The 23,610-nt window shown below is 46.2% G+C and carries 23 protein-coding genes; 14 read left to right on the top strand and 9 right to left on the bottom strand.

The genetic code is table 11. The features are described 5' to 3' along the window. Nucleotides 1-285: 285 nt before the first annotated feature. From leuA to ACOGW3_RS14500, 5 genes are all read right to left on the bottom strand, one after another. Nucleotides 286-1,962: a 2-isopropylmalate synthase gene (leuA, locus tag ACOGW3_RS14520; protein ID WP_419903633.1), complete on the bottom strand. Its 1,677-nt coding sequence runs from the start codon at nucleotides 1,960-1,962 to the stop codon at nucleotides 286-288. Nucleotides 1,963-2,419: 457 nt separating this feature from the next. Beyond that, complete coding sequence (locus ACOGW3_RS14515; protein ID WP_419903632.1) at nucleotides 2,420-2,881, bottom strand: PAS domain-containing protein; 462 nt, start codon at nucleotides 2,879-2,881, stop codon at nucleotides 2,420-2,422. Between the two features lie 19 nt (nucleotides 2,882-2,900). Further along, entirely contained in the window at nucleotides 2,901-4,412 is a 1,512-nt protein-coding gene (locus ACOGW3_RS14510; protein ID WP_419903631.1) for a UbiD family decarboxylase, read from the bottom strand. A 9-nt stretch (nucleotides 4,413-4,421) separates the two neighbouring features. Beyond that, entirely contained in the window at nucleotides 4,422-4,871 is a 450-nt protein-coding gene (locus ACOGW3_RS14505) for an NfeD family protein (RefSeq protein ID WP_419903630.1), read from the bottom strand. A 5-nt stretch (nucleotides 4,872-4,876) separates the two neighbouring features. Next, nucleotides 4,877-5,857: an SPFH domain-containing protein gene (locus ACOGW3_RS14500; protein ID WP_419903629.1), complete on the bottom strand. Its 981-nt coding sequence runs from the start codon at nucleotides 5,855-5,857 to the stop codon at nucleotides 4,877-4,879. Between the two features lie 270 nt (nucleotides 5,858-6,127). On the opposite strand from ACOGW3_RS14500, the gene ACOGW3_RS14495 reads away from it, so the two are divergent. From ACOGW3_RS14495 to speE, 4 genes are all read left to right on the top strand, one after another. After that, nucleotides 6,128-6,340: a DUF4170 domain-containing protein gene (locus tag ACOGW3_RS14495; protein ID WP_419903628.1), complete on the top strand. Its 213-nt coding sequence runs from the start codon at nucleotides 6,128-6,130 to the stop codon at nucleotides 6,338-6,340. Between the two features lie 13 nt (nucleotides 6,341-6,353). Further along, nucleotides 6,354-7,115: a hypothetical protein gene (locus ACOGW3_RS14490; RefSeq protein WP_419903627.1), complete on the top strand. Its 762-nt coding sequence runs from the start codon at nucleotides 6,354-6,356 to the stop codon at nucleotides 7,113-7,115. Between the two features lie 151 nt (nucleotides 7,116-7,266). After that, nucleotides 7,267-7,794, top strand: a complete 528-nt coding sequence (speD, locus tag ACOGW3_RS14485) for an adenosylmethionine decarboxylase (protein ID WP_419903626.1) — start codon at nucleotides 7,267-7,269, stop codon at nucleotides 7,792-7,794. Then, nucleotides 7,791-8,639, top strand: a complete 849-nt coding sequence (gene speE / locus ACOGW3_RS14480; protein WP_419903625.1) for a polyamine aminopropyltransferase — start codon at nucleotides 7,791-7,793, stop codon at nucleotides 8,637-8,639. Before speD ends, speE begins: the two co-directional genes overlap by 4 nt. A 62-nt stretch (nucleotides 8,640-8,701) precedes the next feature. Here the strand turns inward: speE and ACOGW3_RS14475 are convergent, their stop codons facing one another. From ACOGW3_RS14475 to ubiA, 3 genes are all read right to left on the bottom strand, one after another. Next, nucleotides 8,702-10,519 carry an aminodeoxychorismate synthase component I gene (locus ACOGW3_RS14475; RefSeq protein ID WP_419903624.1) on the bottom strand — a complete coding sequence of 606 codons (1,818 nt, stop codon included), beginning with the start codon at nucleotides 10,517-10,519 and terminating at the stop codon, nucleotides 8,702-8,704. A gap of 192 nt (nucleotides 10,520-10,711) precedes the next feature. Then, entirely contained in the window at nucleotides 10,712-11,377 is a 666-nt protein-coding gene (locus ACOGW3_RS14470; RefSeq protein WP_419903623.1) for a class I SAM-dependent methyltransferase, read from the bottom strand. A 19-nt stretch (nucleotides 11,378-11,396) separates the two neighbouring features. Next, nucleotides 11,397-12,329 (bottom strand): 4-hydroxybenzoate octaprenyltransferase, encoded by a 933-nt coding sequence (gene ubiA / locus ACOGW3_RS14465; RefSeq protein WP_419903622.1) that lies wholly within the window; start codon nucleotides 12,327-12,329, stop codon nucleotides 11,397-11,399. Between the two features lie 97 nt (nucleotides 12,330-12,426). Between ubiA and ACOGW3_RS14460 the strand changes: the two genes are divergently transcribed. Together ACOGW3_RS14460 and ACOGW3_RS14455 are read left to right on the top strand one after the other, a co-directional pair. After that, a complete protein-coding gene (locus ACOGW3_RS14460; RefSeq protein WP_419903621.1) occupies nucleotides 12,427-13,218 on the top strand; it encodes a 16S rRNA (uracil(1498)-N(3))-methyltransferase in 792 nt (263 codons plus the stop codon). 35 nt (nucleotides 13,219-13,253) lie between these two features. Further along, the gene (locus ACOGW3_RS14455) at nucleotides 13,254-14,618 is read left to right on the top strand and encodes a glutamate--cysteine ligase (protein ID WP_419903620.1); all 1,365 of its coding nucleotides are present in this window, start codon (nucleotides 13,254-13,256) and stop codon (nucleotides 14,616-14,618) included. A gap of 214 nt (nucleotides 14,619-14,832) precedes the next feature. On the opposite strand, the gene tldD is transcribed toward ACOGW3_RS14455, so the two are convergent. Beyond that, complete coding sequence (gene tldD, locus ACOGW3_RS14450) at nucleotides 14,833-16,263, bottom strand: metalloprotease TldD (protein WP_419903619.1); 1,431 nt, start codon at nucleotides 16,261-16,263, stop codon at nucleotides 14,833-14,835. 193 nt (nucleotides 16,264-16,456) lie between these two features. On the opposite strand from tldD, the gene ACOGW3_RS14445 reads away from it, so the two are divergent. The 8 genes from ACOGW3_RS14445 to ACOGW3_RS14410 all read left to right on the top strand — a co-directional run bounded on the left by ACOGW3_RS14445 (nucleotide 16,457) and on the right by ACOGW3_RS14410 (nucleotide 23,556). Beyond that, nucleotides 16,457-17,785 carry a DUF3422 family protein gene (locus tag ACOGW3_RS14445; RefSeq protein ID WP_419903618.1) on the top strand — a complete coding sequence of 443 codons (1,329 nt, stop codon included), beginning with the start codon at nucleotides 16,457-16,459 and terminating at the stop codon, nucleotides 17,783-17,785. A gap of 328 nt (nucleotides 17,786-18,113) precedes the next feature. After that, on the top strand, nucleotides 18,114-18,947 hold the full coding sequence (gene coxB / locus ACOGW3_RS14440) for a cytochrome c oxidase subunit II (RefSeq protein ID WP_419903617.1): 834 nt from the start codon (nucleotides 18,114-18,116) through the stop codon (nucleotides 18,945-18,947). A 73-nt stretch (nucleotides 18,948-19,020) separates the two neighbouring features. Then, the gene (ctaD, locus tag ACOGW3_RS14435; RefSeq protein ID WP_419903616.1) at nucleotides 19,021-20,628 is read left to right on the top strand and encodes a cytochrome c oxidase subunit I; all 1,608 of its coding nucleotides are present in this window, start codon (nucleotides 19,021-19,023) and stop codon (nucleotides 20,626-20,628) included. 62 nt (nucleotides 20,629-20,690) lie between these two features. Beyond that, nucleotides 20,691-21,632, top strand: coding sequence for a heme o synthase (gene cyoE, locus ACOGW3_RS14430; protein WP_419903615.1), 942 nt, complete (start codon nucleotides 20,691-20,693; stop codon nucleotides 21,630-21,632). A gap of 1 nt (nucleotide 21,633) precedes the next feature. Next, a complete protein-coding gene (locus tag ACOGW3_RS14425) occupies nucleotides 21,634-21,789 on the top strand; it encodes a hypothetical protein (protein ID WP_419903614.1) in 156 nt (51 codons plus the stop codon). A 2-nt stretch (nucleotides 21,790-21,791) separates the two neighbouring features. Next, the gene (locus ACOGW3_RS14420; RefSeq protein ID WP_419903613.1) at nucleotides 21,792-22,400 is read left to right on the top strand and encodes a cytochrome c oxidase assembly protein; all 609 of its coding nucleotides are present in this window, start codon (nucleotides 21,792-21,794) and stop codon (nucleotides 22,398-22,400) included. A 34-nt stretch (nucleotides 22,401-22,434) separates the two neighbouring features. Beyond that, complete coding sequence (locus ACOGW3_RS14415; RefSeq protein ID WP_419903612.1) at nucleotides 22,435-23,232, top strand: cytochrome c oxidase subunit 3; 798 nt, start codon at nucleotides 22,435-22,437, stop codon at nucleotides 23,230-23,232. 54 nt (nucleotides 23,233-23,286) lie between these two features. Further along, nucleotides 23,287-23,556, top strand: coding sequence for a DUF983 domain-containing protein (locus ACOGW3_RS14410; RefSeq protein WP_419903611.1), 270 nt, complete (start codon nucleotides 23,287-23,289; stop codon nucleotides 23,554-23,556). Nucleotides 23,557-23,610 lie beyond the last annotated feature (54 nt).

Here is a 23,610-nt window from a genome sequence, read left to right as displayed (position 1 = left end):
GTTCCTTGCATAGAAAAGTTATGCTTACATATATAGGCTAGCTAGAGCTTGGGATAAAGCGGCAGATATAGCTTTTCTTTCTTTTTCCAAACTTATTTCGGGTTGGAATTACTAAAGAAAGTTGTGTTGTTAGTTTGAGATCGTTTGATATGAGATCCGAGTAAATGGTTTTTATCGATTAGAAAAACTTGGGATAGCCGCTTGAGGGAGATGCCATAAAAAAGCAGCACCAAAGTAAATTCGGTGCTGCTTGATAATTAAGGCCTCAGAGAGCTCAGGATTGGGTTATGAGCTGGCTAAAATCTGATTGGTTGCGGAAACAATAGCTCTGATAGATGCAACAGTGGTGTTCGGGTCTATGCCTACACCCCAAACGGTTTCCCCTTCAGCTGTTTTAAGCTCTAGGTAAGCGACAGCTTTTGCATCTGTGCCGTGAGTTAGGGAGTGCTGGTGATAGTCTTCGACACTCAGTCGTACTCCTAAGTTTTCTGCAATAGCATCCGTGAAGCCTGCAATTGGACCATTGCCCTTACCAACGATTTCTTTGGCTTCTCCAAAGTGATTTATTTGGGCTGTTAGATGACGGATCTCTGCGGCATGTGTGTCAGGAACTGTTGTATGACTAATGAATTCAACCGGGGTTGTTGTACGCAGATAGGCTTTATCAAAGCTATCCCAGATGACCTCTGGAGTAATTTCCTTGCCTGAGGTTTCTGCAATATTTTGAATTTTCTTGGAGAAGTTAACCTGAAGATCTCGAGGTAAGTCCATATGGTAATCGTTCTGCATGATATAAGCGACACCACCCTTACCAGATTGGCTGTTAATACGAATGATTGCTTCGTAACTACGCCCGATATCCTGTGGGTCAATTGGTAAATATGGAACTTCCCATTGATCGGAGTTATTAGCCTTAAGCGCCGCCATACCCTTTTTGATGGCATCTTGGTGAGACCCGGAAAAAGCTGTGTAGACTAATTCTCCGACCCATGGGTGACGCTGATGCACGGGTAATTGGTTGCAATACTCGGCCGTGTCTTTGATTTGTGTGATGTCAGAGACATCCAGTTCAGGATCTACACCCTGTGTCATCATGTTGACCGCGAGTGTGACCAAATCAACGTTACCTGTACGTTCGCCATTGCCAAAAAGCGTCCCCTCTACCCGGTCAGCACCGGCTAACAAACCCAACTCCGTAGCGGCGACTGCTGTGCCTCGGTCGTTGTGTGGGTGCAGGCTGATTATTGCGGAATCCCGTTTGTTAAGGTTGTTGCAAAACCATTCGATCTGGTCGGCGTGAACGTTTGGCGTCGACATTTCAACTGTTGCCGGAAGGTTAAGAATAACTTTGTTCTCTGGACTGGCTTCCCAGACTTCCATTACGGCTTCGCAGATGTCGATGGCAAAAGGCATCTCAGTTCCTGTAAAGCTTTCAGGGGAATACTGGTGAACGATCTTGGTTTCTGGAATGGTTGAGATCAATTCCTTGATCAATTTTGCCCCTTCAACAGCAATGTCGATGATACCCTGTTTGTCCTGTCGGAAAACTACACGGCGTTGTAATTCAGACGTTGAGTTGTAAAGGTGAACAATGACGTTCTTTGCACCACGAATACTGTCGAAAGTTCTGCGAATTAGGTGCTCGCGTGATTGGGTCAAGACCTGAATTGTTACATCGTCAGGAATCATGTCTTCTTCGATCAGGGTACGTAGAAAATCATAATCGGTTTGGGACGCGGATGGAAAACCAACCTCAATTTCTTTGAATCCCATATCCAGAAGCATCCGGTACATCTTCATTTTACGGGTGGTATCCATGGGCTCGATCAGAGCCTGGTTGCCATCACGTAGATCAACAGAACACCAGATTGGAGCTTTTGCTATCGTTTTCCCGGGCCATGTACGGCTTGCCAAGGAAACAGTTTCAAATGGCTGGTATCTTTCAAATGGCATCTTGTTCATAACTTTGTTCTCTCTAACTTTCCGGGGCGCACGTGTTTCGGCGAGTCTCCCAGTATTTATTATATAATATTTAGATGTCTGAAGTTAGCGGCAAATAATACGATCACCGGGGGCCGCTTAATGGCTTCGATGATCGTCAATAAGTCGTAGGAGTCCTGTCAGAGAGCTGATGCCACTTGAGAGCTCAATCTGTGATAATTGGTCTTTGTTTAATTTTTTTGAAACAAGAGGTGTTAACGGATAACACTCTGTAATGATTTCAGATGAAGGTAACATTTCGCGGTAGTCCAATAAAATCCGAGTTGCAAATAGCACTAAGCCCGACTCTCTCAATTAGGAGGCCGGGTTAATAAGTCGCTCTAGGAGGCGAGTACTCAGAATGGTTCCGCTTTTTGTCATGGCTATAAGATGCTGTGCAATTTACGTGGGGTCAAGCTTTGAATAACTGATTATGAAATCAGTTTAGTTTTCTTTTGGATTTAAGGAAATCAACGCAGACAAAGAGCATGTTGACCTTCTCCCCATCCACGGAAAGGGGAAGGACAATATCTTCAATGGTTTTGAATTCTTTATAGGGACCAACGTAAGGAGGATTTGCGATAACGGGTGCACGGTCTGTGACCGCTTTCTCCAGCATATCCCATAACTTACTTGGTTTTTTCTGATGTGGTATCGTTGAGAGCCAAGAGCCGGTATGATTTTCGTTGAGATGGCGGCTAATCTCTGTCCCGATTAAGCGGTATCTAAAGTCCAAAGGTTCAAGTTGCACTTCGTGAATAAGAATGTTGGGTAAAAGATGTCTAAGGTCAGCAGGGTCCAAATCGGCACGCGCAGGCATCAAGCGCTCGCCTCTCATCTTGTCCCAGTACTGGAAGACTTCAAAATTTATAACGGACTGAATCTTATTTGGGTCGAACACAAGTTTTCTTTCGGTACTCTTATTTTTTCCAGATTGCCTTGCCAGTACCAGGAAGTCCTAGTTCTGACCACATAGCATCTACTTTTTCTACAACCTCTGAATCCATGCGAATTTCTTCGCCCCATTCTCGCTTGGTCTCGGGTTCCCACTTGTCAGTGGCATCCAGACCAATCTTGGATCCCAAGCCGCTTTCCGGTGAAGCAAAATCAAGATAATCTATCGGTGTTCCTTCGATCACCGTGATATCTCGGGCTGGATCCATTTTAGTCGACACCGCCCACATAACATCTTTCCAATCGCGGGCATTAATGTCGTCATCCACGACAATAACCCATTTAGTATACATGAACTGACGTAGATATGACCAGACGCCTAGCATGACACGTTTGGCGTGGCCGGGGTAGGCCTTCTTCATGGAGACAACAGCGATACGATAACTACACCCTTCGGGGGGCAGCCAAAAATCGGTTATCTCTGGGAATTGTTGTTGGATAAGGGGGATGAAAACTTCGTTGAGTGCTTCCCCCAAAACAGAAGGTTCGTCAGGGGGACGTCCCGTAAAGGTTGAAAGATATATAGGCTCTTTCCGCATTGTAATTGCGGTGATGGTGAAAACAGGGAAGGGCTCTACCGAATTGTAATAACCTGTATGATCGCCGTAAGGGCCTTCGTCACCGTACTCATCAAGGCTAACATAACCTTCCAAAACGATCTCTGCATTCGCCGGGACCTTTAGGGGAATAGTTTTGCAATCGACAAGCTCTACTTTTTTGCCACGTAGTAAGCCGGCAAATTGATATTCAGACAGAGTATCGGGCACAGGCGTCACGGCAGCAATAATGGTACCGGGATCAGAGCCTAGCACGACCGCTGCGGGGAGGGGCTCAGGTTTTTGTTTTTTCCAACGTGCGTAGTGTTGTGCACCGCCCCTGTGCTTGAGCCATCGCATCAGGGTCTTATCTTTCCCAAGAACCTGCATACGGTAGATGCCAAGGTTATAAACGTCGGTCTTCTCGTCGCCAGGCCCTTTAGTTACTACTAAAGGCCAGGTTATCAAAGGAGCTGGCTCGCCGGGCCAACAGGTTTGAATAGGAAGTTTAGCGAGATCAATGTCATCGCCAGTTAAAACAATCTCCTGACAAGGCGCTGAAGAAACGTTCTTAGGCTTCATGGCCATGACTGTCTTAAGGAGAGGTAAATTACTCCAGGCTTCTCTGAGGCTTGCAGGGGGCTCAGGCTGTCTTAGAAAAGCCAGGGTTTCACCGACTTCTCTAAGCTGCTCAGGTGTGCGCTCCATACCAAGAGCGACACGTTCGACGGTACCAAATAAGTTTACAAGAACAGGCATGCCATAGGGAGTGCCGTCTTTGTGAACCACATTCTCAAAGAGAACAGCGGGGCCCTGTTCAGCAAGAAGCCTGGTTTGGATTTCTGTCATCTCCAGTTCAGGAGAAACCGGATGAGAAACTCTTACAAGACGCCCTTGTTCTTCAAGGTGCGATATAAAATCCCGCAAAGACGAGTATGGCATTTTTTAGGTTCATGCTTGTTCTGGTTCAACGATCAAGGTCGTGCCTTCTACGCTGGTTATACTCACCTTGGTACCCTCAGGTAAATCCCCACCTTTGATTTTCCAGATCACGCCGTTAACAGTCTCTCTGCCGACTCCATTTTTTAAGTCATTGGTAAGGGCAAAAGATTGACCAATGAGGTCATGCCCCCGTTTATTTAGATTTGGGTTATCACTAACAGGGGGATGTTTCTTTGCATATACCCGCCATACAGCGACAGAAACGACGGATAACACGGCAAAAATAATAACTTGTTTTTCCCAAAGCAGGTCGGGGAATAGATATACAAGCGCGCCAACGATCCCGGCCGAAATGCCCATCCAAAGTGCGATTGCTCCAGGAGCGAAGACTTCTACTGCGATGAGAAATAGGGCAAACACCCACCAATACCAGAATTGAACATCTGTAAAGCTTTCCATAAAGCTTATGCCCCATCTTTATTGTTGCTAGAATTCCAGGGTGATTTGGTCGTTGATGAGGCCGAGCCATCATCGCCCATGACCGTTTTCGCCAATTCAGCGACACCAGCAATAGACCCAAGGATACCAGTGGCTTCCATGGGAAGGATCATGGTTTTCTGGTTTGGAGAGTCCGCAAACTTACCAAATGCTTCAACATATTTCTGGGCAACAAAGTAATTGATCGCTTGAATGTCTCCCTCAGCAATGGCTTTGGAAACTGATTCAGCAGCCCTGGCTTCGGCCTCGGCTTCACGTTCACGGGCTTCAGCATCTCTGAAAGCCGATTCTTTACGACCTTCCGCCTCTAGGATGGCAGATTGCTTAAGGCCTTCAGCTCTTAGAATTTGGGCCTGACGCACACCTTCTGCCTCAAGAATGCTGGCACGTTTGTCTCGTTCAGCCTTCATCTGGCGGCCCATTGATTCAACCAAATCTTTTGGAGGAGAAATATCTTTAATTTCCACGCGAGTTACCTTGACCCCCCAAGGAGAAGTCGCTTCGTCAACAACGTTAATAAGTTCAGCGTTAATTTTATCACGTTTGGAAAGAAGTTCATCCAAGTCCATTGAGCCCATAACAGTACGGATATTAGTCATGGTGAGATTCAAAATTGCCCGTTGAAGGTCTCTTACTTCGTAAGCCGCCATGGCAGCATCCATGACTTGATAAAAGACAACACCATCTACTTCTACTGAGGCATTATCTTTTGTAATTACTTCTTGAGATGGAACGTCCATTACCGTTTCCATCATGTTCAGTTCTGCGCCAATGCGGTCTATAATGGGGACGATTAAATTTAACCCGGGGGTTAGGGTTTTTGTGTAACGCCCAAATCGTTCAATTGTATATTCGGACCCCTGAGGAACAGATTTCACTCCCATGAGAACAAGAATGACGGCCAATACAACGACGGCGATCGCAAAAATGGAAAAGGCGGAAAGCATGTGAACCCCTAAGAATGAAAATTAAAATAATTTTGCAACTGTTAGGATGACTATACCTGACTGAATAAGAAATGAAATTCTTAAAAATACTCAAGTTTGATACTATATTTCGTGTGGAGCAGGGGCCGTGCAATTCTGTTGCATGGGAGCTATGCACATTTTTCCTATATTTTCGCCATTTTTCACTATTACTCTTTTATGAAGAGGCATATAGTACCCATAAGTACGTATGTACCGAGACAATTTCGGCTATTTAGTAGAGCGACAGTAATGGCACAGTTTTTTGTGGTTGGCGGCGAATATGCAGATACTTCTTTCTGCGATGCTGTTGGGGGGGGCGAAGAGTGGATCGGCCCATTTGACGATTATGAATCTGCAAAAAAAGAGTGGTCACGTAAGGCGTGGCTTACGGTTGATGAGTGTACAACTCGTTTCCGTATCGAGCGGATTGATAAAGATGCACCACCGCCGTGTACTGACTAAATAACGTTTTCTGATGCCTTGGGAACTTCCACGTGACCAATGTGCCAGGCTTCGAATAGCCAAAGGGTATCCCTTTGAGGCTCCAAGTACTTCTTATCTCTTCGTGGATGGGAAGGCGGAGCCTTTTTCCGATATTCAAAAGCACGGGATATTGCTCAATGAGCGAAAAGCCGTCATCGCTCATGGCTCAAATCGTGCGCCTGAACAACTGGCACGTAAATTTGCATCACACAGTTCTGGTCAAGAGCCTATACCGGTGACTGCGATATGGTTGAATGATCATGATGTTGTTTATTCAGCCCATGTTGCCAGGTATGGCTCTGTTGCGGCTGAATTAATACACAGCCCCGGCACGCAGGTGCAGATCTTTTTGACTTGGCTTACTCAGGCCCAGTTAAAGAGAATGCACGAGACAGAGTTACCCGGCGGCCATTATTCTTATGGGCATATCAGTAGTAATTGGGATTCGGCTGATGGTCTTGTGTTGCCATCAGACCCTCTTGGTCTCGCCGTGTATCGGAGTTCAATTGGAATGTTGAATTTCAATAATGGCCCTGTGGCTATTTCTGCACTGCCAACCCGAAACCGTTCTCTTGTCGCTTGGTCTCAAGAACAGGCGCTAAGTTATGTCCATGATATTCCTGCTCCTGGAGGGGATTTAGATCGGGCGATTCTAAAGTCAATTGATTCTGAATCGTATCGAAATCAGGTTGTGAGTTCATTAAAAAAACAATCTTTGGATGTTTTTCATCCTTCTTATGCTATATTGAAGTGAGTTCTTCGATACTTTGGCATTCTTTTTTTCTTGCATTTGAAAATCAGGTTCTTTATGACCGCGCTTCTATGCGGCTTTACAGGGGTCTGTCGTAGGAAATGTATAGATCCCGATTGAGCCAAAGTCATCTACTGGTTGGAGAGGATGTAAAGTGTCCAATGCGCACGCCCTCTTCCAATTGGGGATGGACTTGAATCAAGATTCAAGCACCACCCAAACGGAAGAAAATAAGTCCGATTATCGGAATGAAATCGACGCTGTAGCGGTCGAAGCCTCTAATGTTGTTCAATTTGATGAAGAGCCTAAGGATTTCTTTATCGAACGTGACGGCGAGAAATTTGCTGGCATGCATTTGATCATAGATCTATGCGGTGCCTCACGTCTGGATGATCTTGAATTCATTAAAGCGACGCTTATCGATTGTGTTGTGAAATCGAAAGCCACGCTTTTGCATATTCATTTGCATCATTTTACCCCTAATGGCGGTGTATCAGGTGTAGCAGTGCTTGCTGAATCTCATATTTCAATCCACACATGGCCTGAAAAAGGCTATGCGGCTCTGGATGTATTTATGTGTGGTGATTCTGAGCCTCATAACGCCATTGAAGTTCTAAGAGAAGCCTTCAGTCCTTCCAAAGTTGTCGTTGATGAAATGCGTCGTGGGAAGGAAGTGGGATGAGAGAATGGGTAACGGAAGCTCTCCACGGAGATTTCAAAACCAGTTTTCGCGTCAACAAAATCCTTTTCGACAATAAGACAGAACATCAGAATTTGGTGATTTATGAGAACGAAATCTATGGCCGGGTTATGGCACTGGATGGTGTTACTCAAGTAACTGAAAGAGATGAGTTCATATATCATGAGATGCTTGCTCATCTTCCTATCTTTGCCCATGGTTCGGTAAAGAAGGTTTTGATCGTTGGCGGTGGTGATGGTGGTATGCTTGAGGAAGTCCTCAAGCATAAAAGCGTTGAAAAAGTTACCATGGTCGAAATAGACCGTACCGTGATCGAGTTGAGTAAAGAGCATTTTCCCATGATATGTGGTGATGCCTTTGAAGATCCGCGTCTAGATCTTGTAATCAAAGATGGTTGCCTCTTCATGAAGGAATGCCGTGAAGAGTACGATTTGATTATCGTCGATTCTACAGATCCTATCGGACCTGGTGAAGTACTCTTTACTGATAACTTCTATACTGATTGTAAAAGCTGTCTGTCTGACAATGGAATCTTGGTTACTCAAAATGGAGTACCGTTCCAACAAGCCGATGAGCTAAAATCAACGATGAATTTTTTCAGACCGATTTTTGCTGAAACGACTTGTTACATGGCAACAATTCCAACTTATGTTGGTGGTCCCATGGCTTTCGGGTGGGGGACAAATAAGGTCGGCTTGAAAGATGTTTCCCTAGCCGATTTGCAAGAACGGTATGAACGTTCTGGAATAGTCACTCAATACTATACGCCAGAAGTTCACAAAGCCGCGTTTGCCTTGCCGGGGTATGTTCAAAAGCTAGTTGCCTGATTTTTCGGTTACGTCGATACGACTTTAAAAGGAGCCTTAGGGCTCCTTTTTTGATGAAAAAATCAATTTATTTGCTTTGCCGGCCTAAGGTCTCGAACGGAATTTCCAAAATAAATCACATCCGCGTTGCTTAAATCGTCGGGGGTTAAAACTTTTTCACTCAAACCCTTGAACCCATCTTTCATCAACCGAGTACGTAATGTGCCGTTAAGAACACCACTTGTAATTGGCGGTGTGAATAATTGACCATCAATTTCAAGGAAGACGTTGGTTCGTGCGCCTTCGGTAATTTCACCGTGCTCATTGGTAAATAGAACTTCATCGCAACCGGTTTTCTTGTTCTGGATTGCAAGCTCATCTTCTAAAAACTCTCTACGTGTTGTTTTGTGATAGAAGAAAATATCACTGCTATCGATAGTTTTCTCTGAGAGAGTGAAGCTAATCGGTTCTTCCGTATTCTGAAGTTGCATGGCGGTCGAGGTGATTGTGGTGCTGCCATCTTTGAGAAGCAACAGACGGACGCGTTGAATCCCTGTTAAATCAAGGCTGATTAATTCTTGCTCTATAGCCGTAAGATCAAAAGGGTACCCAAAGAAGCCAGCAGAGCTTTCCAGGCGCTCCAGATGTTCTTCCAGTAGATAAAATCCCTTATCTTCTTCCCATCTCATCGTCTCAATTAGGTCAAAGAGAGGCTTGGCATAGCCTGCTAAGTTGCCAGACAAGAATTGGCCTTTTAAAAGGCATTCTTGATATTCAGCCTCAGGACTTGAATCATACACGATGCCACTTCCAATACCCATTTCTCCCCGCCCCTTATTATCAATGACGAGAGTACGGATCGCGACGTTAAACTGTGTGTCGCCGTTGGGGGCTATGTGACCGATAGAACCAGTATAGATTCCCCGAGGTTCTTGCTCTAACTCGGAAATAATTTCCATCGTGCGCACTTTGGGCGCGCCTGTTATCGATCCGCAGGGGAAAAGGCGCTGGATAAGGTCAATGGGGGTAACCTCTTCTTGTAGCTTACCTATGATATTGGAAGTCATTTGATGGAGAGATCTATAGGTTTCTACGGTAAATAGTTCGGTAACGTTGATGGTGCCAACCTCACATACGCGCCCCATATCGTTTCTTAATAGATCCACAATCATAAGGTTTTCAGCCCGAGATTTTTCATCTTGGGTAAGCCAAACTTTATTCTCTGTATCTTCTCTTGGCGTCCTGCCGCGTTGAACAGTCCCTTTCATGGGGCGAGTTCGCGCATTTGTTCCTTCTGTTGAGAGGAATATCTCGGGGGAAAGAGAAAGAACAACCTGTTGGCCAGTGTTTATATAGGCGCCGTTTGCAACATTTTGTCGTTGTCTTAATTCCTGGAATAAGGCGACGGTATCACCTGAGATTTTAAAGTTATGTTTGAAGGTGTAGTTGACCTGATAAGTGTCTCCCGCGGCAATGTAATCTCTGACCTTCTCAATGGCCTTGCAATAGCTTTGTTCATCCATTGAGGGGGTAAGGTCTTTGAGTTGGTATTCACCAGTTCTTTGCTGTGCGAGAAATTTATTGGTTTGAGCTGGGGTCAGCTTTATCGATTGATCGAAAACACCAAACCAGAGCAGAGGAACACTTCGATCTTCGTGTTGTGGAAGCAATGGTTTTAATTTGTCCTCTAGTAGATACCCTAGTTCGTAAGAGAGGTAACCTGCCAGATGTTTACCGTGGGCTTTTTCTGATGCCATCTGTTCGAAGGCAGCAGATAGAGAAGATGGGGTTTCGCAAGCTATGATTCTAGACGGGTTGATAAACAGCACAGAACCTTTGCCGGAGAGCGTATCATCCAGAAGTACAAAGGGTTCGGTCTGTTTTTGTAGGTGCTCGTTCATCAGCCTGATGGTTTGGTTTTTATATGAAAAAGAGCTTTAACGTGCCCTGCCGCAGAGGTCCAGTTTTGTTTAACTCTGTCATCTGAAAGTATCCTATATTTCCGAAAGAGGTCGTCCGTATGCGTCTTGTTGGGGGTCGAAACCGTAGTACAGATGCTAAAGTATAGATGCTAAGGCGGGTTGTCAGAAAGTTTAGTCATTTTCAATTTCCCAAACGACGGCATTTCGAACATCGGTATCTTCCAGTGATGAAGATGTCCTAACAGAATAGGCAATAACACGCGTTAATCCTGATTTCGGCAGATATGTACGCCCGGGATCACCTAACAAAACTACTGTACCTTGGCGCGATAAATTTTTTAACCATTGTGTGATCTGTTGAGCCATAGGGCCTTCGTAACAAACATCACCTGCTAAAATAATATCCCAGCCTAGATTGGGTCCTCCGACCAAATTTTTCGTGCTTGTTTTGATGGAGACGCCATTGAGTTCAGCGTTAAGTTCTACAGCTGCGATTGCAAAAGGGTCTATATCAACAGAAAGAACTTCTTTTGCGCCAGCTTGCAGGGCTGCAATACCCTGAAGGCCACAGCCGCTCGCAAAATCGAGAACTCTTTTGCCTTCAACCAAGTGGGGATTGTCCAATATATATTGGGCGAGCGCTTGACCTCCAGCCCAGGCAAAGGCCCAAAAGGGGACATCTAATCCAAGTTTAGCCAACTCCTCTTCCCCATGTTGCCATAGGGGGAGGTCTTCAGCCGCGAGATAAAGCTGGATTCGATCACCGAGAAGGGGCGTGCCTGAAGGGCGCGTGTTATTTTTGATAAAGGCTTTAGGGTCTAATATCCGCTCAATCATCAGGCTATGCGATGTCGGGTCATTTGACGTTTGCGGCCATAAAGATCCCGACTAGGAAGATCCAGCCTATTATTCTGTTAGATTTGAATTTTTCCAGGCAGTCATGTGGGTTATCTATTTTTACCGTGCTTATCTGCCAGATAAAATGAAGTGCCATGGCGCCAACACCGAGCCAAAATGGCCAGATCAAACCCATTATCCATCCTGCAGCTGCAAAACATCCTGAACATATACCGTAAAACAAGATAAGCCAGTATTTCGTTTTGTTGCCGAGCTTAAGAGCCGTGGATTTTACGCCAACCAGAGCGTCATCTTCTTTATCCTGGTGTGCATAGATCGTGTCGTAGCCAAGGGTCCAGGCAATGCCGCCAATATAAAGAAGTAAAGCTGGTAGTGACAATTCCCCACGTACCGAGGCCCAGCCGACCAATGCGCCCCAATTGAAGGTCAGCCCTAGCCATGCCTGCGGCCAATAGGTAATGCGTTTCATAAAAGGATAGCAGATGACCAAGAGAATCGCAGAGGCTGCCAGGATCATCGTGAATTGATTAAACTGTATCAGGATTAGTAGGCCGATTGTGAGCTGCAAGACGAGAAATAGCGCGGCTTGTTTCATTGATAACTCCCCGCTTGCAAGGGGGCGAGTTGCAGTTCTTGCGACTTTTCTGTCGTAATCACGGTCAGCCATATCATTGATCGTGCAACCGGCTCCCCGCATAACCAAGGCGCCGATAGCAAATAAAGCTAGATAGTAGGTAGGTGCAAATGAGCTGCCGAGCTGATATCCGGGTGCGGTAGCGGCGAGCATCATTGACCACCAACAAGGAAAGAGCAAAAGCCAGGTGCCAATGGGTCTGTCCAGTCTCGCCAAACGCAAATAAGGTCGCGCCCAGGCTGGAGATAATCGAATAATCAGATGATCATTCTTTATGTCACTTGCTTTATTGGTCATATCCGGCGTTGTATTATCTCTTTTGAGGGTGTTATCAACTTACTTCAAACGTGATAGATACACGTGATGCAGGTCTTTGTGAAGGTAGGTTCGAGAGATGGAGCGGGTCGTTACGAGACTCTATGTTAATGACAGCTTGTCCGAAGGCGCAACAGTCGGGCTTGATGCTGCCGGTGCGCACTATTTACGCTCGGTACTTCGACTTGGTTCCGGAGCTCGAATCGGCCTGTTCAACGAACGGGATGGTGAATGGCTTGGGCTGATTGACGGTCTCGGTAAGGGGTGGTGCTCTCTTCAGATACAAGAACAACGGCGGGCTCCGTTAGACGAGCCTGATATTTGGTTGGTGTTTGCCCCAATTAAACGCTCACGAATAGACTTTCTTGCAGAAAAAGCGGGGGAGCTCGGTTGTTCACGTATCGTCCCAATTTTTACACGCTATACCGATGTGAAACGGATTAATCGTGATAGGCTCGCGGCTCATGCAAAAGAATCCGCAGAACAGTGTGAACGTTTATCGGTGACTGAAGTTGATGATGCGACCACACTCGATAAATTATTAGATAGTTGGCCACAAGATCGTCGACTTCTTGTTTGTGCAGAGTTCGGTGATGCCGAACCAATTGCGCAGGTTCTGACAGATATACTGGTCGAAGAACCAGATGCTGGTCGACAGCCCTGGGCTGTTTTGATCGGTCCGGAAGGCGGTTTTGCAAAAGAAGAGCTTGAAGCTTTGCGTCGCCTTCCTTATGTGACATCAATCGGTCTCGGCCCCCGTGTCCTTCGAGCTGATACCGCTGCTGTCGCTGCCTTGTCTTGTTGGCAGGCGATTTTAGGAGATGGGGGTATGCGCCCACCAAAAGGAACAACGCCGGTTACGGTTGCTTAAATAGGCAATCTTTCCGCATCTATGGAATATAAATTATGTCCGACGCTTCTTCCTCATCAGCCTTTATCACAGATAAGGCCCAGCTAATTTCCTATTTTGAAAGTGGAAACAAGCCTAAAGATCAATGGCGAATTGGCACAGAGCATGAAAAGTTCGCCTATTGTGATGAAACTTTTAAGCCGCTTAAGTATGATGGTGAAAAATCCATCAAAGTCATCCTCGAAGGGCTTGCCAATCGTTTTGGGTGGACCCCTGGTTATGAAGGCGACAACATTATTGCGCTTACAGATGCTGGTGCTTCGGTAACTCTTGAGCCGGGTGGGCAGCTGGAGTTGTCTGGTGCACCGTTGGAAACCGTTCATGATACCTGCCGGGAAGTTCATTCGCACCTACATCAGGTTAAGGAAATTACGGAACCTCTTGGTATCCATATGATGGGTATGGGGTATAACCCGAAATGGAATCGTGACGCTGTGAATTGGATGCCCAAAGGGCGTTACAAGATCATGCGCGAATATATGCCAAAGCGCGGGAATCTTGGCCTCGATATGATGAGCCTGAGTTGTACTGTTCAGGTAAACCTCGATTTCTCCAGTGAAGCTGATATGGTGCAAAAGTTCCGCACTAGTCTTGCGCTTCAGCCCATCGCAACCGCGTTATTTGCAAACTCTCCCTTTAGCAATGGTCAGCCAAATGGTTATTTGAGCTACCGCAGTCATCTCTGGACAGATACGGACCCTGATCGTTGCGGTATGTTATCGTTTGTATTTGAAGATGGCATGAGCTTTGAGCGTTATCTCGACTATGTTCTCGATGTGCCAATGTACTTCGTTTATCGCAATGGTATTTATCACGATGCGAGTGGTGAATCTTTCCGTGATTTCATGCAAGGTAAACTTAAGGTTCTTCCAGGAGAACTACCGACTATAAAAGACTGGGACGACCATATTACGACGGCTTTCCCAGAAGTCCGGATGAAGAAGTTCCTTGAAATGCGTGGTGCTGATGGCGGCCCTTGGAAGTCACTTTGTGCTTTGCCTGCTCTTTGGGTTGGTCTGCTGTATGATCAATCAGCTTTGGATGCCGCGTGGGATCTTGTGAAGGGTTGGAGCGATGAAGAACGCCAGCTTCTCCGTGCTGAAGTGCCTGCAAAAGGCTTCAATGCTGAGATCCGGGGCAAGAAAATTCAGGAGCTAGCGGTTGAAGTCGTGAAGATTGCAGCAAGTGGACTTGAGAACAGAGGACGTACTGACGCGCAAGGGCGTGATGAAACCCACTTCTTGGATACTTTAATGGAGACTGCAGAAAGTGGTGTTACGCCTGCTGAAGAGAAGTTGAAAGCTTTTCAAGATCGCTGGAATCAGTCGGTAGATCCTGCATTTATTGAGAATGCTTACTAACGACTTGATATTATTTAACTAAGATCAAAGGGGTGGCTCTGTATTGAGCTGCCCCTTTTCTTATGGAGATAGTTTATTAGGGATAAAAAAAGCCCCAGCATAAGCTGGGGCATCAAGAAATCGATACAAGGGTCGATAGGAGGTTGTGATGGCAATTCTACGTTAGATTGTATTAACAAAAGATTAAGAGCACAATCATAGGTATATGTAGCTTTTAAGAAGTGCCGCCAACCGTAATTTGATCAATAAGCAATGTCGGTTGACCAACGCCAACGGGAACGCCCTGGCCATTCTTACCGCAAGTACCAACACCATCATCCATTTCCATGTCATTACCGACTTTGGAAATTTTCTGCATAGCCTCAGGGCCGTTGCCGATAAGTGTTGCGCCTTTAACCGCCTCGCCGACAACACCATCCTTGACCATATAGGCTTCAGTACAAGCAAACACGAATTTCCCAGAGGTGATATCAACCTGACCGCCGCCAAAGTTGACGGCATAAATGCCGTCTTTAACTGATTTAAGCATTTCTTTGGGATCGTGTTCGCCATTAAGCATGATTGTATTTGTCATTCTTGGCATTGGGATGTGCGCATAGCTCTGACGTCGTCCGTTACCAGTAGAACTTTGCCCCATCAATCGAGCATTTTGACGATCTTGCATATAGCCCACAAGAATGCCGTCTTCTATCAGTGTTGTGCATTGTGAAGGAGTTCCTTCATCATCCACGGAAATTGACCCTCTACGGTCTGCTATTGTTCCGTCGTCCACGACAGTAACACCTGGTGAGGCAACACGCTCGCCAATCCGATCGCTAAAGGTAGAGGTTTTCTTGCGGTTGAAATCTCCCTCGAGCCCGTGGCCGACAGCTTCGTGTAACAGGATGCCAGGCCAACCTGGGCCAAGAAGAACCTGCATTTCACCTGCTGGGGCTGGTACAGCGTGAAGGTTTACAAGTGCGCGACGGATGGCCTCGTCGGTGCCTTTTTGCCAGTAAGCTGGATCAAGTAAGCTGTCATATACAAAACGGCCACCGCCGCCATAGGAGCCACTTTCCATTTTATCACCGTCAGCAACAGTGACTGATATGTTTAATCGTACCAGTGGGCGAATGTCCGCGACTCTATGGGCGTCGGCTCGGATAATTTGAACGGCCTGCCACTCTCCTGAAATTGAGGCGCTGACTTGAACAACACGGGGATCTTTTCCGCGCGCGTAGGCATCAATGTCGCTCAATACTTTGATTTTAGTTTCAAATGCGCAAGCTGATAGGGGGTTGTCCTCTGTGTAAAGCGCACTGTTTGTGCCTTGAGGAGATCCGGCCATTGTGCCGGAGTGCCCACTGTGTACAGCCTGTACAGTGTTTACGGCGCGCTTTATTGCTTCTTCGCTGAGGTCGCTGGCGTGGGCGTATCCAGCACTCTCGCCAGCGATGGTACGGAGGCCAAAGCCCTGTGAAGTATCGAAACTGGCATTCTTGAGGCGGCCATCATCAAATACCATGCCTTCTGATTGCCGATATTCAAGGTAAAGTTCGCCATCGTCTGCCCCTGAAAGAGCGCCATTAACAATGCCTTCAAGTCGCTTTTGATCAAGGTCGGTTTTATTGAAAAAAAGATCGTCGGTTGTGGCAATGTAACTCATAAATAGATTCCTTAAAAATACCGTTGCTATCAATATAGGCGCACTAAGCAATAAGGCCAACGTTATTGGCTTCCATATTAAATAGAAACTTGCCACACTCCCGGTGACGAAGGTTGAAAGATTTCGGTTAAACCGGAATGACAAGTAATAGAGTCCACAAATTTGTGGAAATAGGGTTGATAGAGGAAAGAAGATGTTGCGCGATCATCCATTGAGGGTCGAGCTCTGTAACGAGTTGCATACCAGGCCGTTTACCCAGTTAACGGGGCCAGAAACAATTACACATCTGGGGATGCTGACGGATGAAGATATGGCAGAAGACGAACGGGCACATGTTGGCATGTTATGCCAGCGGTTTAATATCGCCGCCCCGTCTCCTGGCACCAAGCATTTTATGGCTGACATGGGCCATTTTTTTATGGTTTGGGAGCGCCACACAGAGTTTTCAACTTACACTTTTTTCCTGAATAGGCGTGATGTCGATCGTAAGGATTGTGATGCTTCAAAGCCTAAAGCTCGCTCCATTGAGCCTTTTTCCAAGACAGCCATTGAGCTTGTGCCGATGGACTGGTTAAAGGCTGTGCCAGGGGAAAGACTCGTAGGGGTGCATTTGGAGCTTGAGGGCCACGATGCGCCTGAGCGCACGATGCAAGAGCAAGTGGCATTTTTCCCTTCTGGAAATCTATCTGCTTGTACACTTCGCGGGGGGCTTGCCGCGGTTTGGATGGACTTTAGTATCAATGATGACGGCTATGGACGAATCCTCATAAAGGATTATGGGCTTAAACCTCGTCAGATTGGTCGGGCAGTTCAGCGTTTGTTGGAAATCGAAACCTATCGAATGATGGCTTTGTTATCGCTGCCATTGGCACAACAATTTGGAGCCCGATTAGCAAAAGCTGGACGTGTACTTACTGATATTACAACACGTATGACTGATCAGCGTGAGGTTGCGAATGAAAAAGAATTGCTGCGGGAGCTTACAGAGCTTTCTGCTGAAATCGAACAGGCTGCCGCTGCAACGAGTTACAGATTCTCTGCTTCTAAGGCATATCATGAGCTCGTGAAACAGAGAAATCAGAAACTTAAGGAAGGTTACATGGATGGCTTTCAGAAGATTGAAAGCTTCCTTGATCGCCGACTGACACCAGCAATGCGAACCTGCGAGGCCATGGCGGCACGTATAGACACACTTTCTAAGAGGGTGGCGAGAGCTGGTCAGTTGCTTCGGACCCGGGTTGATATTCAGCTGGAAGAGCAAAACTCGGAACTCCTCAAATCAATGGACAAGAGAGCCCGCATCCAACTTCGCCTTCAAGAAACGGTTGAAGGCCTGTCAGTGGCTGCAATCAGCTACTATGTCGTCAGCTTGATTTACTATTTATCTAAAGGAATAAAATCTACCGGATTCGAGATTAATGCCTCTGTGGTGGCCGCGATTTCTATTCCGTTTGTTGTCTCTGCTTTGTGGTTAGGTGTGCGAAGGGTGCGAAAAATAGTTGAGCGGGATAGTCAGGATTAAGTCCTTAATATTGTTTGCTTATTTTGTGTTTTTGATGGCAGTATGCTTCGTGCGTCATAAGGTCGCATGTGGGGCTTGATTGTACTTTAGGTACTGTATAATCAGCCAAAAAATAAATTTTAGGCGCACTAAAGCACTCAATATGCGTGCTTATGGGGTGACTGGGGCTTGTACTTTAAGCTTTCAATGGGGTAGGTTGCGCCAGAATAACAAATAGAGTCCGACTGAATTCCTATTTACCCAATATGAATTATAGTCTTGGAATCGGGATAAGACTTTGATTTCGATCAATTGGCATCAAGGTCACAAAACACAGGATGTTGAGTACATGACGTTTCTGAAACGGATTGCATTTATTTTTAGCGCTGTTGCGTTGATCGGTGGATTAGCTGCAACAGCTAACGCTTCTCAGCCTACGGCTTGGGGGCTTGGCCTTCAGGATGCCGCTTCGCCGGTAATGGAGCAAATCACGAGCTTTAATACGCTACTGCACTACATCATGGCAGCGGTTACGCTTCTTGTATTGTTTCTTATGCTCTATGTGATGTGGCGTTTCTCTGAGAAACGTAATCCAGTGCCATCCAAAACAAGCCATAATACGCTGATCGAGATTATCTGGACTGCTGTACCCGTTATTATTTTGGTTGTCATTGCTATCCCATCTTTCAAACTGCTCTACGCAGCGGATAGCAACCCGAATACTGAAATGACAATCAAAGCTATTGGTAAACAATGGTATTGGTCATACGAATACCCTGATCAGGGCGACTTCACTTTTGATGCATACATGAAAGCTGAAGACGAGCTAGAGCCAGGTGAGCCACGTTTGCTTGCAACAGATAACGCCGTTGTCGTTCCCGTAAACACGAAAATTCGTCTGCTTGTTGCTGCTGATGATGTGATCCATTCTTTTGCTTTGCCGGCCTTTGGTCTGAAGCTCGATGGAGTGCCTGGCCGTATTAACGAGACCTGGTTTGAAGCAAGCAAAGAAGGCGTTTACTACGGTCAGTGTTCTGAGATTTGCGGTACAGGTCATTCTTATATGCCAATCATGATCAAAGCGGTTTCTAAGGAAGAATTCGCTAAATGGGTTGCGTTTGCTAAGGAAGAGTTTGCAGAGGTAGAGACCGATCGTTCTGTAGAGCTGGCTCAACTCAACTGAGACACTTTATAGTTTTAATCGGTTTATAGCGCCAAATAGAAGCGCTGAAGAAAACGAAATGAGGATATGAGATATGGGTACTGCAGCTGAAACCCATCACGATCACGATCACATGCCGGGATTCTTTACCCGTTGGTTCTGTTCTACCAACCATAAAGATATCGGCATACTGTATCTGGTCTTTTCAGTTATTGCCGCTTTGATCGGTGGTGCATTTTCTGTGTATATGCGCTTGGAACTCCAAGAGCCAGGTGTTCAATATTTCCTGACTGGAGATGGTGAACCAAATGGTCAATGGTGGAACGTTGTCGTTACTGCGCACGGTTTCATCATGGTGTTCTTCGTGGTTATGCCTGCGGTGATTGGTGGTTTTGGTAACTACTTCGTTCCGTTGATGATCGGTGCGCCTGATATGGCTTTCCCGCGTATGAACAATATTTCCTTCTGGTTGATTGTTCCTGCGTTCCTCCTGCTCCTTGGGTCTTCTCTCGTTGGTCAAGGTGCGGGCACGGGGTGGACAGTCTATCCTCCGCTATCCTCTGCGCTTGGTCATCCTGGAGCCTCTGTGGATATGGCGATCTTTGCCCTTCACTTGGCTGGTGCTTCATCTATCCTGGGTGCTGTGAACTTTATCACGACAATCTTTAACATGCGTGCTCCAGGCATGACACTTCACAAGATGCCTCTCTTTGTGTGGTCAATGCTTGTAACAGCGTTCTTGTTGCTTCTTGCGGTTCCTGTTCTTGGTGGCGCGATCACCATGCTACTAACCGACCGTAATTTTGGTACGACCTTCTTTGATCCAACTGGTGGTGGTGATCCGATTTTGTATCAGCATCTGTTCTGGTTCTTTGGTCACCCTGAAGTGTATATTATGATCCTTCCTGGATTTGGTATCGTTTCCCACATAATTTCTACCTTTAGCCGTAAACCGATCTTTGGTTATCTCGGCATGGCTTATGCCATGTGTGCGATTGGCTTTGTTGGTTTCGTTGTGTGGGCGCACCATATGTACACAGTTGGTCTGGACGTTAATACGCGTGCATACTTTACGACTGCGACACTGGTGATTGCGGTGCCAACCGGCATTAAGATTTTCTCATGGATTGCGACTATGTGGGGCGGTTCTCTTCGCTTCACAGTGCCAATGGTTTGGGCGCTTGGCTTTATCTTCCTTTTCACCCTTGGTGGTGTGACGGGTGTTGTTCTTGCCAACTCAGGCGTCGATCTTGCTATGCATGATACCTATTATGTTGTTGCTCACTTCCATTACGTTCTCAGCCTTGGAGCGGTTTTCGCGATTATCGCTGGTATGTACTACTGGATGGGTAAAATGTCTGGCCGTGATTATCCTGAGTGGGCTGGATATCTTCACTTCTTCCTGACGTTTGTCGGCGTGAATATGATCTTCTTCCCGCAGCATTTCTTGGGCCTTCAGGGGATGCCGCGTCGTTATGTTGATTATCCTGACGCCTATGCTGGCTTTAATGCGATCTCCTCATATGGTTCCTACATCACTTTTGCAGCGACAATCTTCTTTGTTCTGCTGACAATGTGGACAATCAAGTACGGTCGTCGCGTTTCGGACAACCCATGGGGCGAAAGTGCAACGACTTTGGAGTGGACAGTTTCCTCTCCTCCACCGTTCCATTGCTTCAATGAACTACCAAAAATTAAATAACGGTAGTTAGAATAACCCGGCCACTGCATTATGTAGTGGCCGGTTTTAATCAGGAGTAAATTGTGGCCGATACATCTATCGAAAATACAACAGCAAGTGCCGAAACTGCTTCTTATAGCGGTGAGATTGCACAGATAGCAGATTTCTGGGCTTTGATGAAGCCGGGAGTTATGTATCTCGTTGTATTTACCGGATTTTCCGGGTTGATGGTTGCCCCGGGAACAATTCATCCCTTCTTAGGTGCTGTGGCTCTCCTTTGTATTGCAATCGCCTCTGGTGGAGCTGGTGCCATAAATATGTGGTATGACCGCGATATCGACGCGATTATGACCCGGACAAAAAGACGTCCGATACCTGCCGGTCGTATGGCCCCGGACGTTGCCCTAAGCTTTGGAGTAATCCTCAGTGTATTTTCTGCTATGCTGATGGGGCTAGCGGTTAACTGGACTGCTGGTGTGCTTCTGGCTTTGGCCAACGGCTTTTATGTCTTTGTCTATACGATGTTCCTTAAACGCAGAACGCCACAGAATATTGTCATCGGCGGTGCTGCTGGTGCATTCCCTCCTATGATTGGCTGGGCTGCGGTTACGGGCACCGTCAGTGTTGAATCAATCGTTTTGTTTTTAGTTATCTTTATGTGGACGCCGCCACACTTTTGGGCTCTGGCGCTTTATAAAGACGGTGACTATGCGGCCGCTAAAATTCCTATGCTGCCTGTGGTTTCTGGACGCAAAAATACTAAATGGCAGATGTTGGTTTATACCATTGCGCTTTTCCCAATTGTGTTGGCGCCGGTATATTTCAACGTCGCAGGCATGTTCTATGGGGCTGTAGCCCTGATTGCGAGCCTCTATTTCCTCTATCTGAACATACGAGTTCTTCGTTCTGATGAAGACAGTCATGCGCGGAAAATGTTCTTGTTCTCAATCTTTTATCTGTTCGTATTGTTCGCAGTGCTCATCATTGATCGGACCCCAGGTATCATGAGTTTGATTGCAGGTTAAAATGGAAGAGAAAAAAACAGTGAAGTATGAAACCGTGGAAAACTCTGAAGAGATCCATAAGCAAAGAAAACGTCGTAATTGGGCTTTTTTGGGCCTGTTGTTGGGTTTTATCGCGTTAATTTATACAGTGACTATTGTTAAGATGGGGCTGAAATAAGTATGGCGAATTCAGCAAGCAATAATACACGTGTAGCACTGGTCTTGGGCGGTCTCGTCTTTGGTATGGTGGGACTCGCGTTTGCTTCTGTTCCCTTATATCGGCTGTTTTGCCAGGTCACGGGGTTTGGCGGTACGACACAGATTTCCGAGGCGGGTGCTGAAGAAGATCTTGTCGTAACTGACCGTGACATGACAATCAGATTTGATTCTACGGTTAACGGTGGTCTTCCCTGGAAATTCAAACCAGCTCAAAGAGCTGTTGATTTGAAAGTCGGGGAAGAAGGAATAGCGTTTTATCGCGCGAAGAATACGTCCGATGAAAAGATCAAAGGTGTTGCAACTTTCAACGTAACACCGCTTAAAGCCGGTCAGTATTTTGTAAAAGTTGATTGTTTCTGTTTTTCAGAACAGACTCTTTTGCCGGGACAGGAAGTTGATATGCCTGTCACATTTTATGTGGACCCGGAAATTGAGAATGATCCGAATCTCAGTGACGTAAAGACAATAACTCTTTCCTATACTTTCTTCAGAGATGACGAAGAAGAGGGGCAGGAAGTGAGTGATTTGAGTAACGACGCCGGAAATGAACCGGTAGTAGAGATTAATTAACAAAACGCTTAGCGTCTGGTTAAGGTGGGATATCATGAGTGCAGGGCACGACGAAGTAAAACATCCGTATCATCTGGTTGATCCAAGCCCATGGCCTATGATCACAGCATTTGCCGCAGGGCTAATGTTCACAGGCCTGATTATGATGATGCATGATTATACAAATTATGTTTTGTATGCAGGTATTGTGGCCGTTGTCGTATGTGCGGCCGCTTGGTGGCGCGATGTGGTCAACGAAGCGGTTGTTCGCAAACTCCATACCCCTGTCGTACGCATTGGTTTGCGTTATGGTATGGTGCTGTTTATCGCCTCTGAAGTCATGTTTTTTGTGGCGTTCTTCTGGGCATATTTTAATGCAGCGTTTTACCCAAGTGAAGTCATTGGTGGCGTATGGCCTCCTGCTGATGTCGAGACCTTCGATGCATTCGATCTACCATTCTTGAATACGCTGATCCTGCTACTGTCCGGTTGTACCGTGACTTGGGCGCATCATGCGATCCTTAAGAAAGAACAAAAACAAGCCGTTAATGCACTGATCATTACAGTTGCACTGGGTTTGATCTTTACCAGCCTACAGGCTTTTGAATATAGCCATGCTGCGTTTGGATTTACGGATGGGATCTATTCTTCCACTTTTTACATGGCGACTGGTTTCCACGGCTTCCATGTTATCATTGGAACGATCTTCCTTTTTGTTTGTTTGATTCGTACTAAAAAAGGTCACTTCACACCCGAAGCTCATGTTGGTTTCGAGGCAGCAGCCTGGTATTGGCACTTTGTCGATGTTGTTTGGTTGTTCTTGTTTGTGGCTGTTTATTGGTGGGGTGGCTAATAAAGTCCCACGACATCAGAGTTTTCTCTGATTTAAAGTATTGAGGAGTAGGCCGTGCCTGACGATGAGATTGTTTTTGTAACTTCTCCCGTTAAGGCCGGCCTTCTTTGCAAGTGCCCTAGGTGTGGTAAAGGCAACGTATTTCAAGGGCTGTTAAAAGTTAGAGATCAATGCCCCGAATGTGGATTTGACCTGGCCAAATCGGATAGTGGGGATGGGCCTGCGGTATTCATTGTTTTTATCCTCGGCTTTATTGTGGTGCCCATGGCGATTTGGTTTGAGCTTTCTTTAGAGCCCCCGATATGGGTTCATTTAGTTAAATGACCCCCGGCAAAGCCGGGGGCTTAAGCGGGTGAGCCCCTTAAAGGGGCAAATTGG

The organism is Kiloniella sp. (genome assembly GCF_965205715.1).
Classification (GTDB): domain Bacteria; phylum Pseudomonadota; class Alphaproteobacteria; order Kiloniellales; family Kiloniellaceae; genus Kiloniella.
This window is presented reverse-complemented; position numbering and strand designations above follow the sequence as displayed.

Excerpts from the sequence above, each read along its gene's own strand:
- ACOGW3_RS14505 (WP_419903630.1), bottom strand. The coding sequence starts at position 4,871 with ATGGAAAGCTTTACAGATGTTCAATTCTGGTATTGGTGGGTGTTTGCC.
- ACOGW3_RS14475 (WP_419903624.1), bottom strand. The coding sequence starts at position 10,519 with ATGAACGAGCACCTACAAAAACAGACCGAACCCTTTGTACTTCTGGAT.
- ACOGW3_RS14445 (WP_419903618.1), top strand. The coding sequence starts at position 16,457 with ATGTTGCGCGATCATCCATTGAGGGTCGAGCTCTGTAACGAGTTGCAT.
- ubiA (WP_419903622.1), bottom strand. The coding sequence starts at position 12,329 with ATGACCAATAAAGCAAGTGACATAAAGAATGATCATCTGATTATTCGA.
- speE (WP_419903625.1), top strand. The coding sequence starts at position 7,791 with ATGAGAGAATGGGTAACGGAAGCTCTCCACGGAGATTTCAAAACCAGT.
- ctaD (WP_419903616.1), top strand. The coding sequence starts at position 19,021 with ATGGGTACTGCAGCTGAAACCCATCACGATCACGATCACATGCCGGGA.
- ACOGW3_RS14510 (WP_419903631.1), bottom strand. The coding sequence starts at position 4,412 with ATGCCATACTCGTCTTTGCGGGATTTTATATCGCACCTTGAAGAACAA.
- ACOGW3_RS14455 (WP_419903620.1), top strand. The coding sequence starts at position 13,254 with ATGTCCGACGCTTCTTCCTCATCAGCCTTTATCACAGATAAGGCCCAG.
- tldD (WP_419903619.1), bottom strand. The coding sequence starts at position 16,263 with ATGAGTTACATTGCCACAACCGACGATCTTTTTTTCAATAAAACCGAC.
- leuA (WP_419903633.1), bottom strand. The coding sequence starts at position 1,962 with ATGAACAAGATGCCATTTGAAAGATACCAGCCATTTGAAACTGTTTCC.
- coxB (WP_419903617.1), top strand. The coding sequence starts at position 18,114 with ATGACGTTTCTGAAACGGATTGCATTTATTTTTAGCGCTGTTGCGTTG.
- ACOGW3_RS14500 (WP_419903629.1), bottom strand. The coding sequence starts at position 5,857 with ATGCTTTCCGCCTTTTCCATTTTTGCGATCGCCGTCGTTGTATTGGCC.
- ACOGW3_RS14425 (WP_419903614.1), top strand. The coding sequence starts at position 21,634 with ATGGAAGAGAAAAAAACAGTGAAGTATGAAACCGTGGAAAACTCTGAA.
- ACOGW3_RS14495 (WP_419903628.1), top strand. The coding sequence starts at position 6,128 with ATGGCACAGTTTTTTGTGGTTGGCGGCGAATATGCAGATACTTCTTTC.
- ACOGW3_RS14420 (WP_419903613.1), top strand. The coding sequence starts at position 21,792 with ATGGCGAATTCAGCAAGCAATAATACACGTGTAGCACTGGTCTTGGGC.
- ACOGW3_RS14415 (WP_419903612.1), top strand. The coding sequence starts at position 22,435 with ATGAGTGCAGGGCACGACGAAGTAAAACATCCGTATCATCTGGTTGAT.
- ACOGW3_RS14470 (WP_419903623.1), bottom strand. The coding sequence starts at position 11,377 with ATGATTGAGCGGATATTAGACCCTAAAGCCTTTATCAAAAATAACACG.
- ACOGW3_RS14460 (WP_419903621.1), top strand. The coding sequence starts at position 12,427 with ATGGAGCGGGTCGTTACGAGACTCTATGTTAATGACAGCTTGTCCGAA.
- ACOGW3_RS14490 (WP_419903627.1), top strand. The coding sequence starts at position 6,354 with ATGCCTTGGGAACTTCCACGTGACCAATGTGCCAGGCTTCGAATAGCC.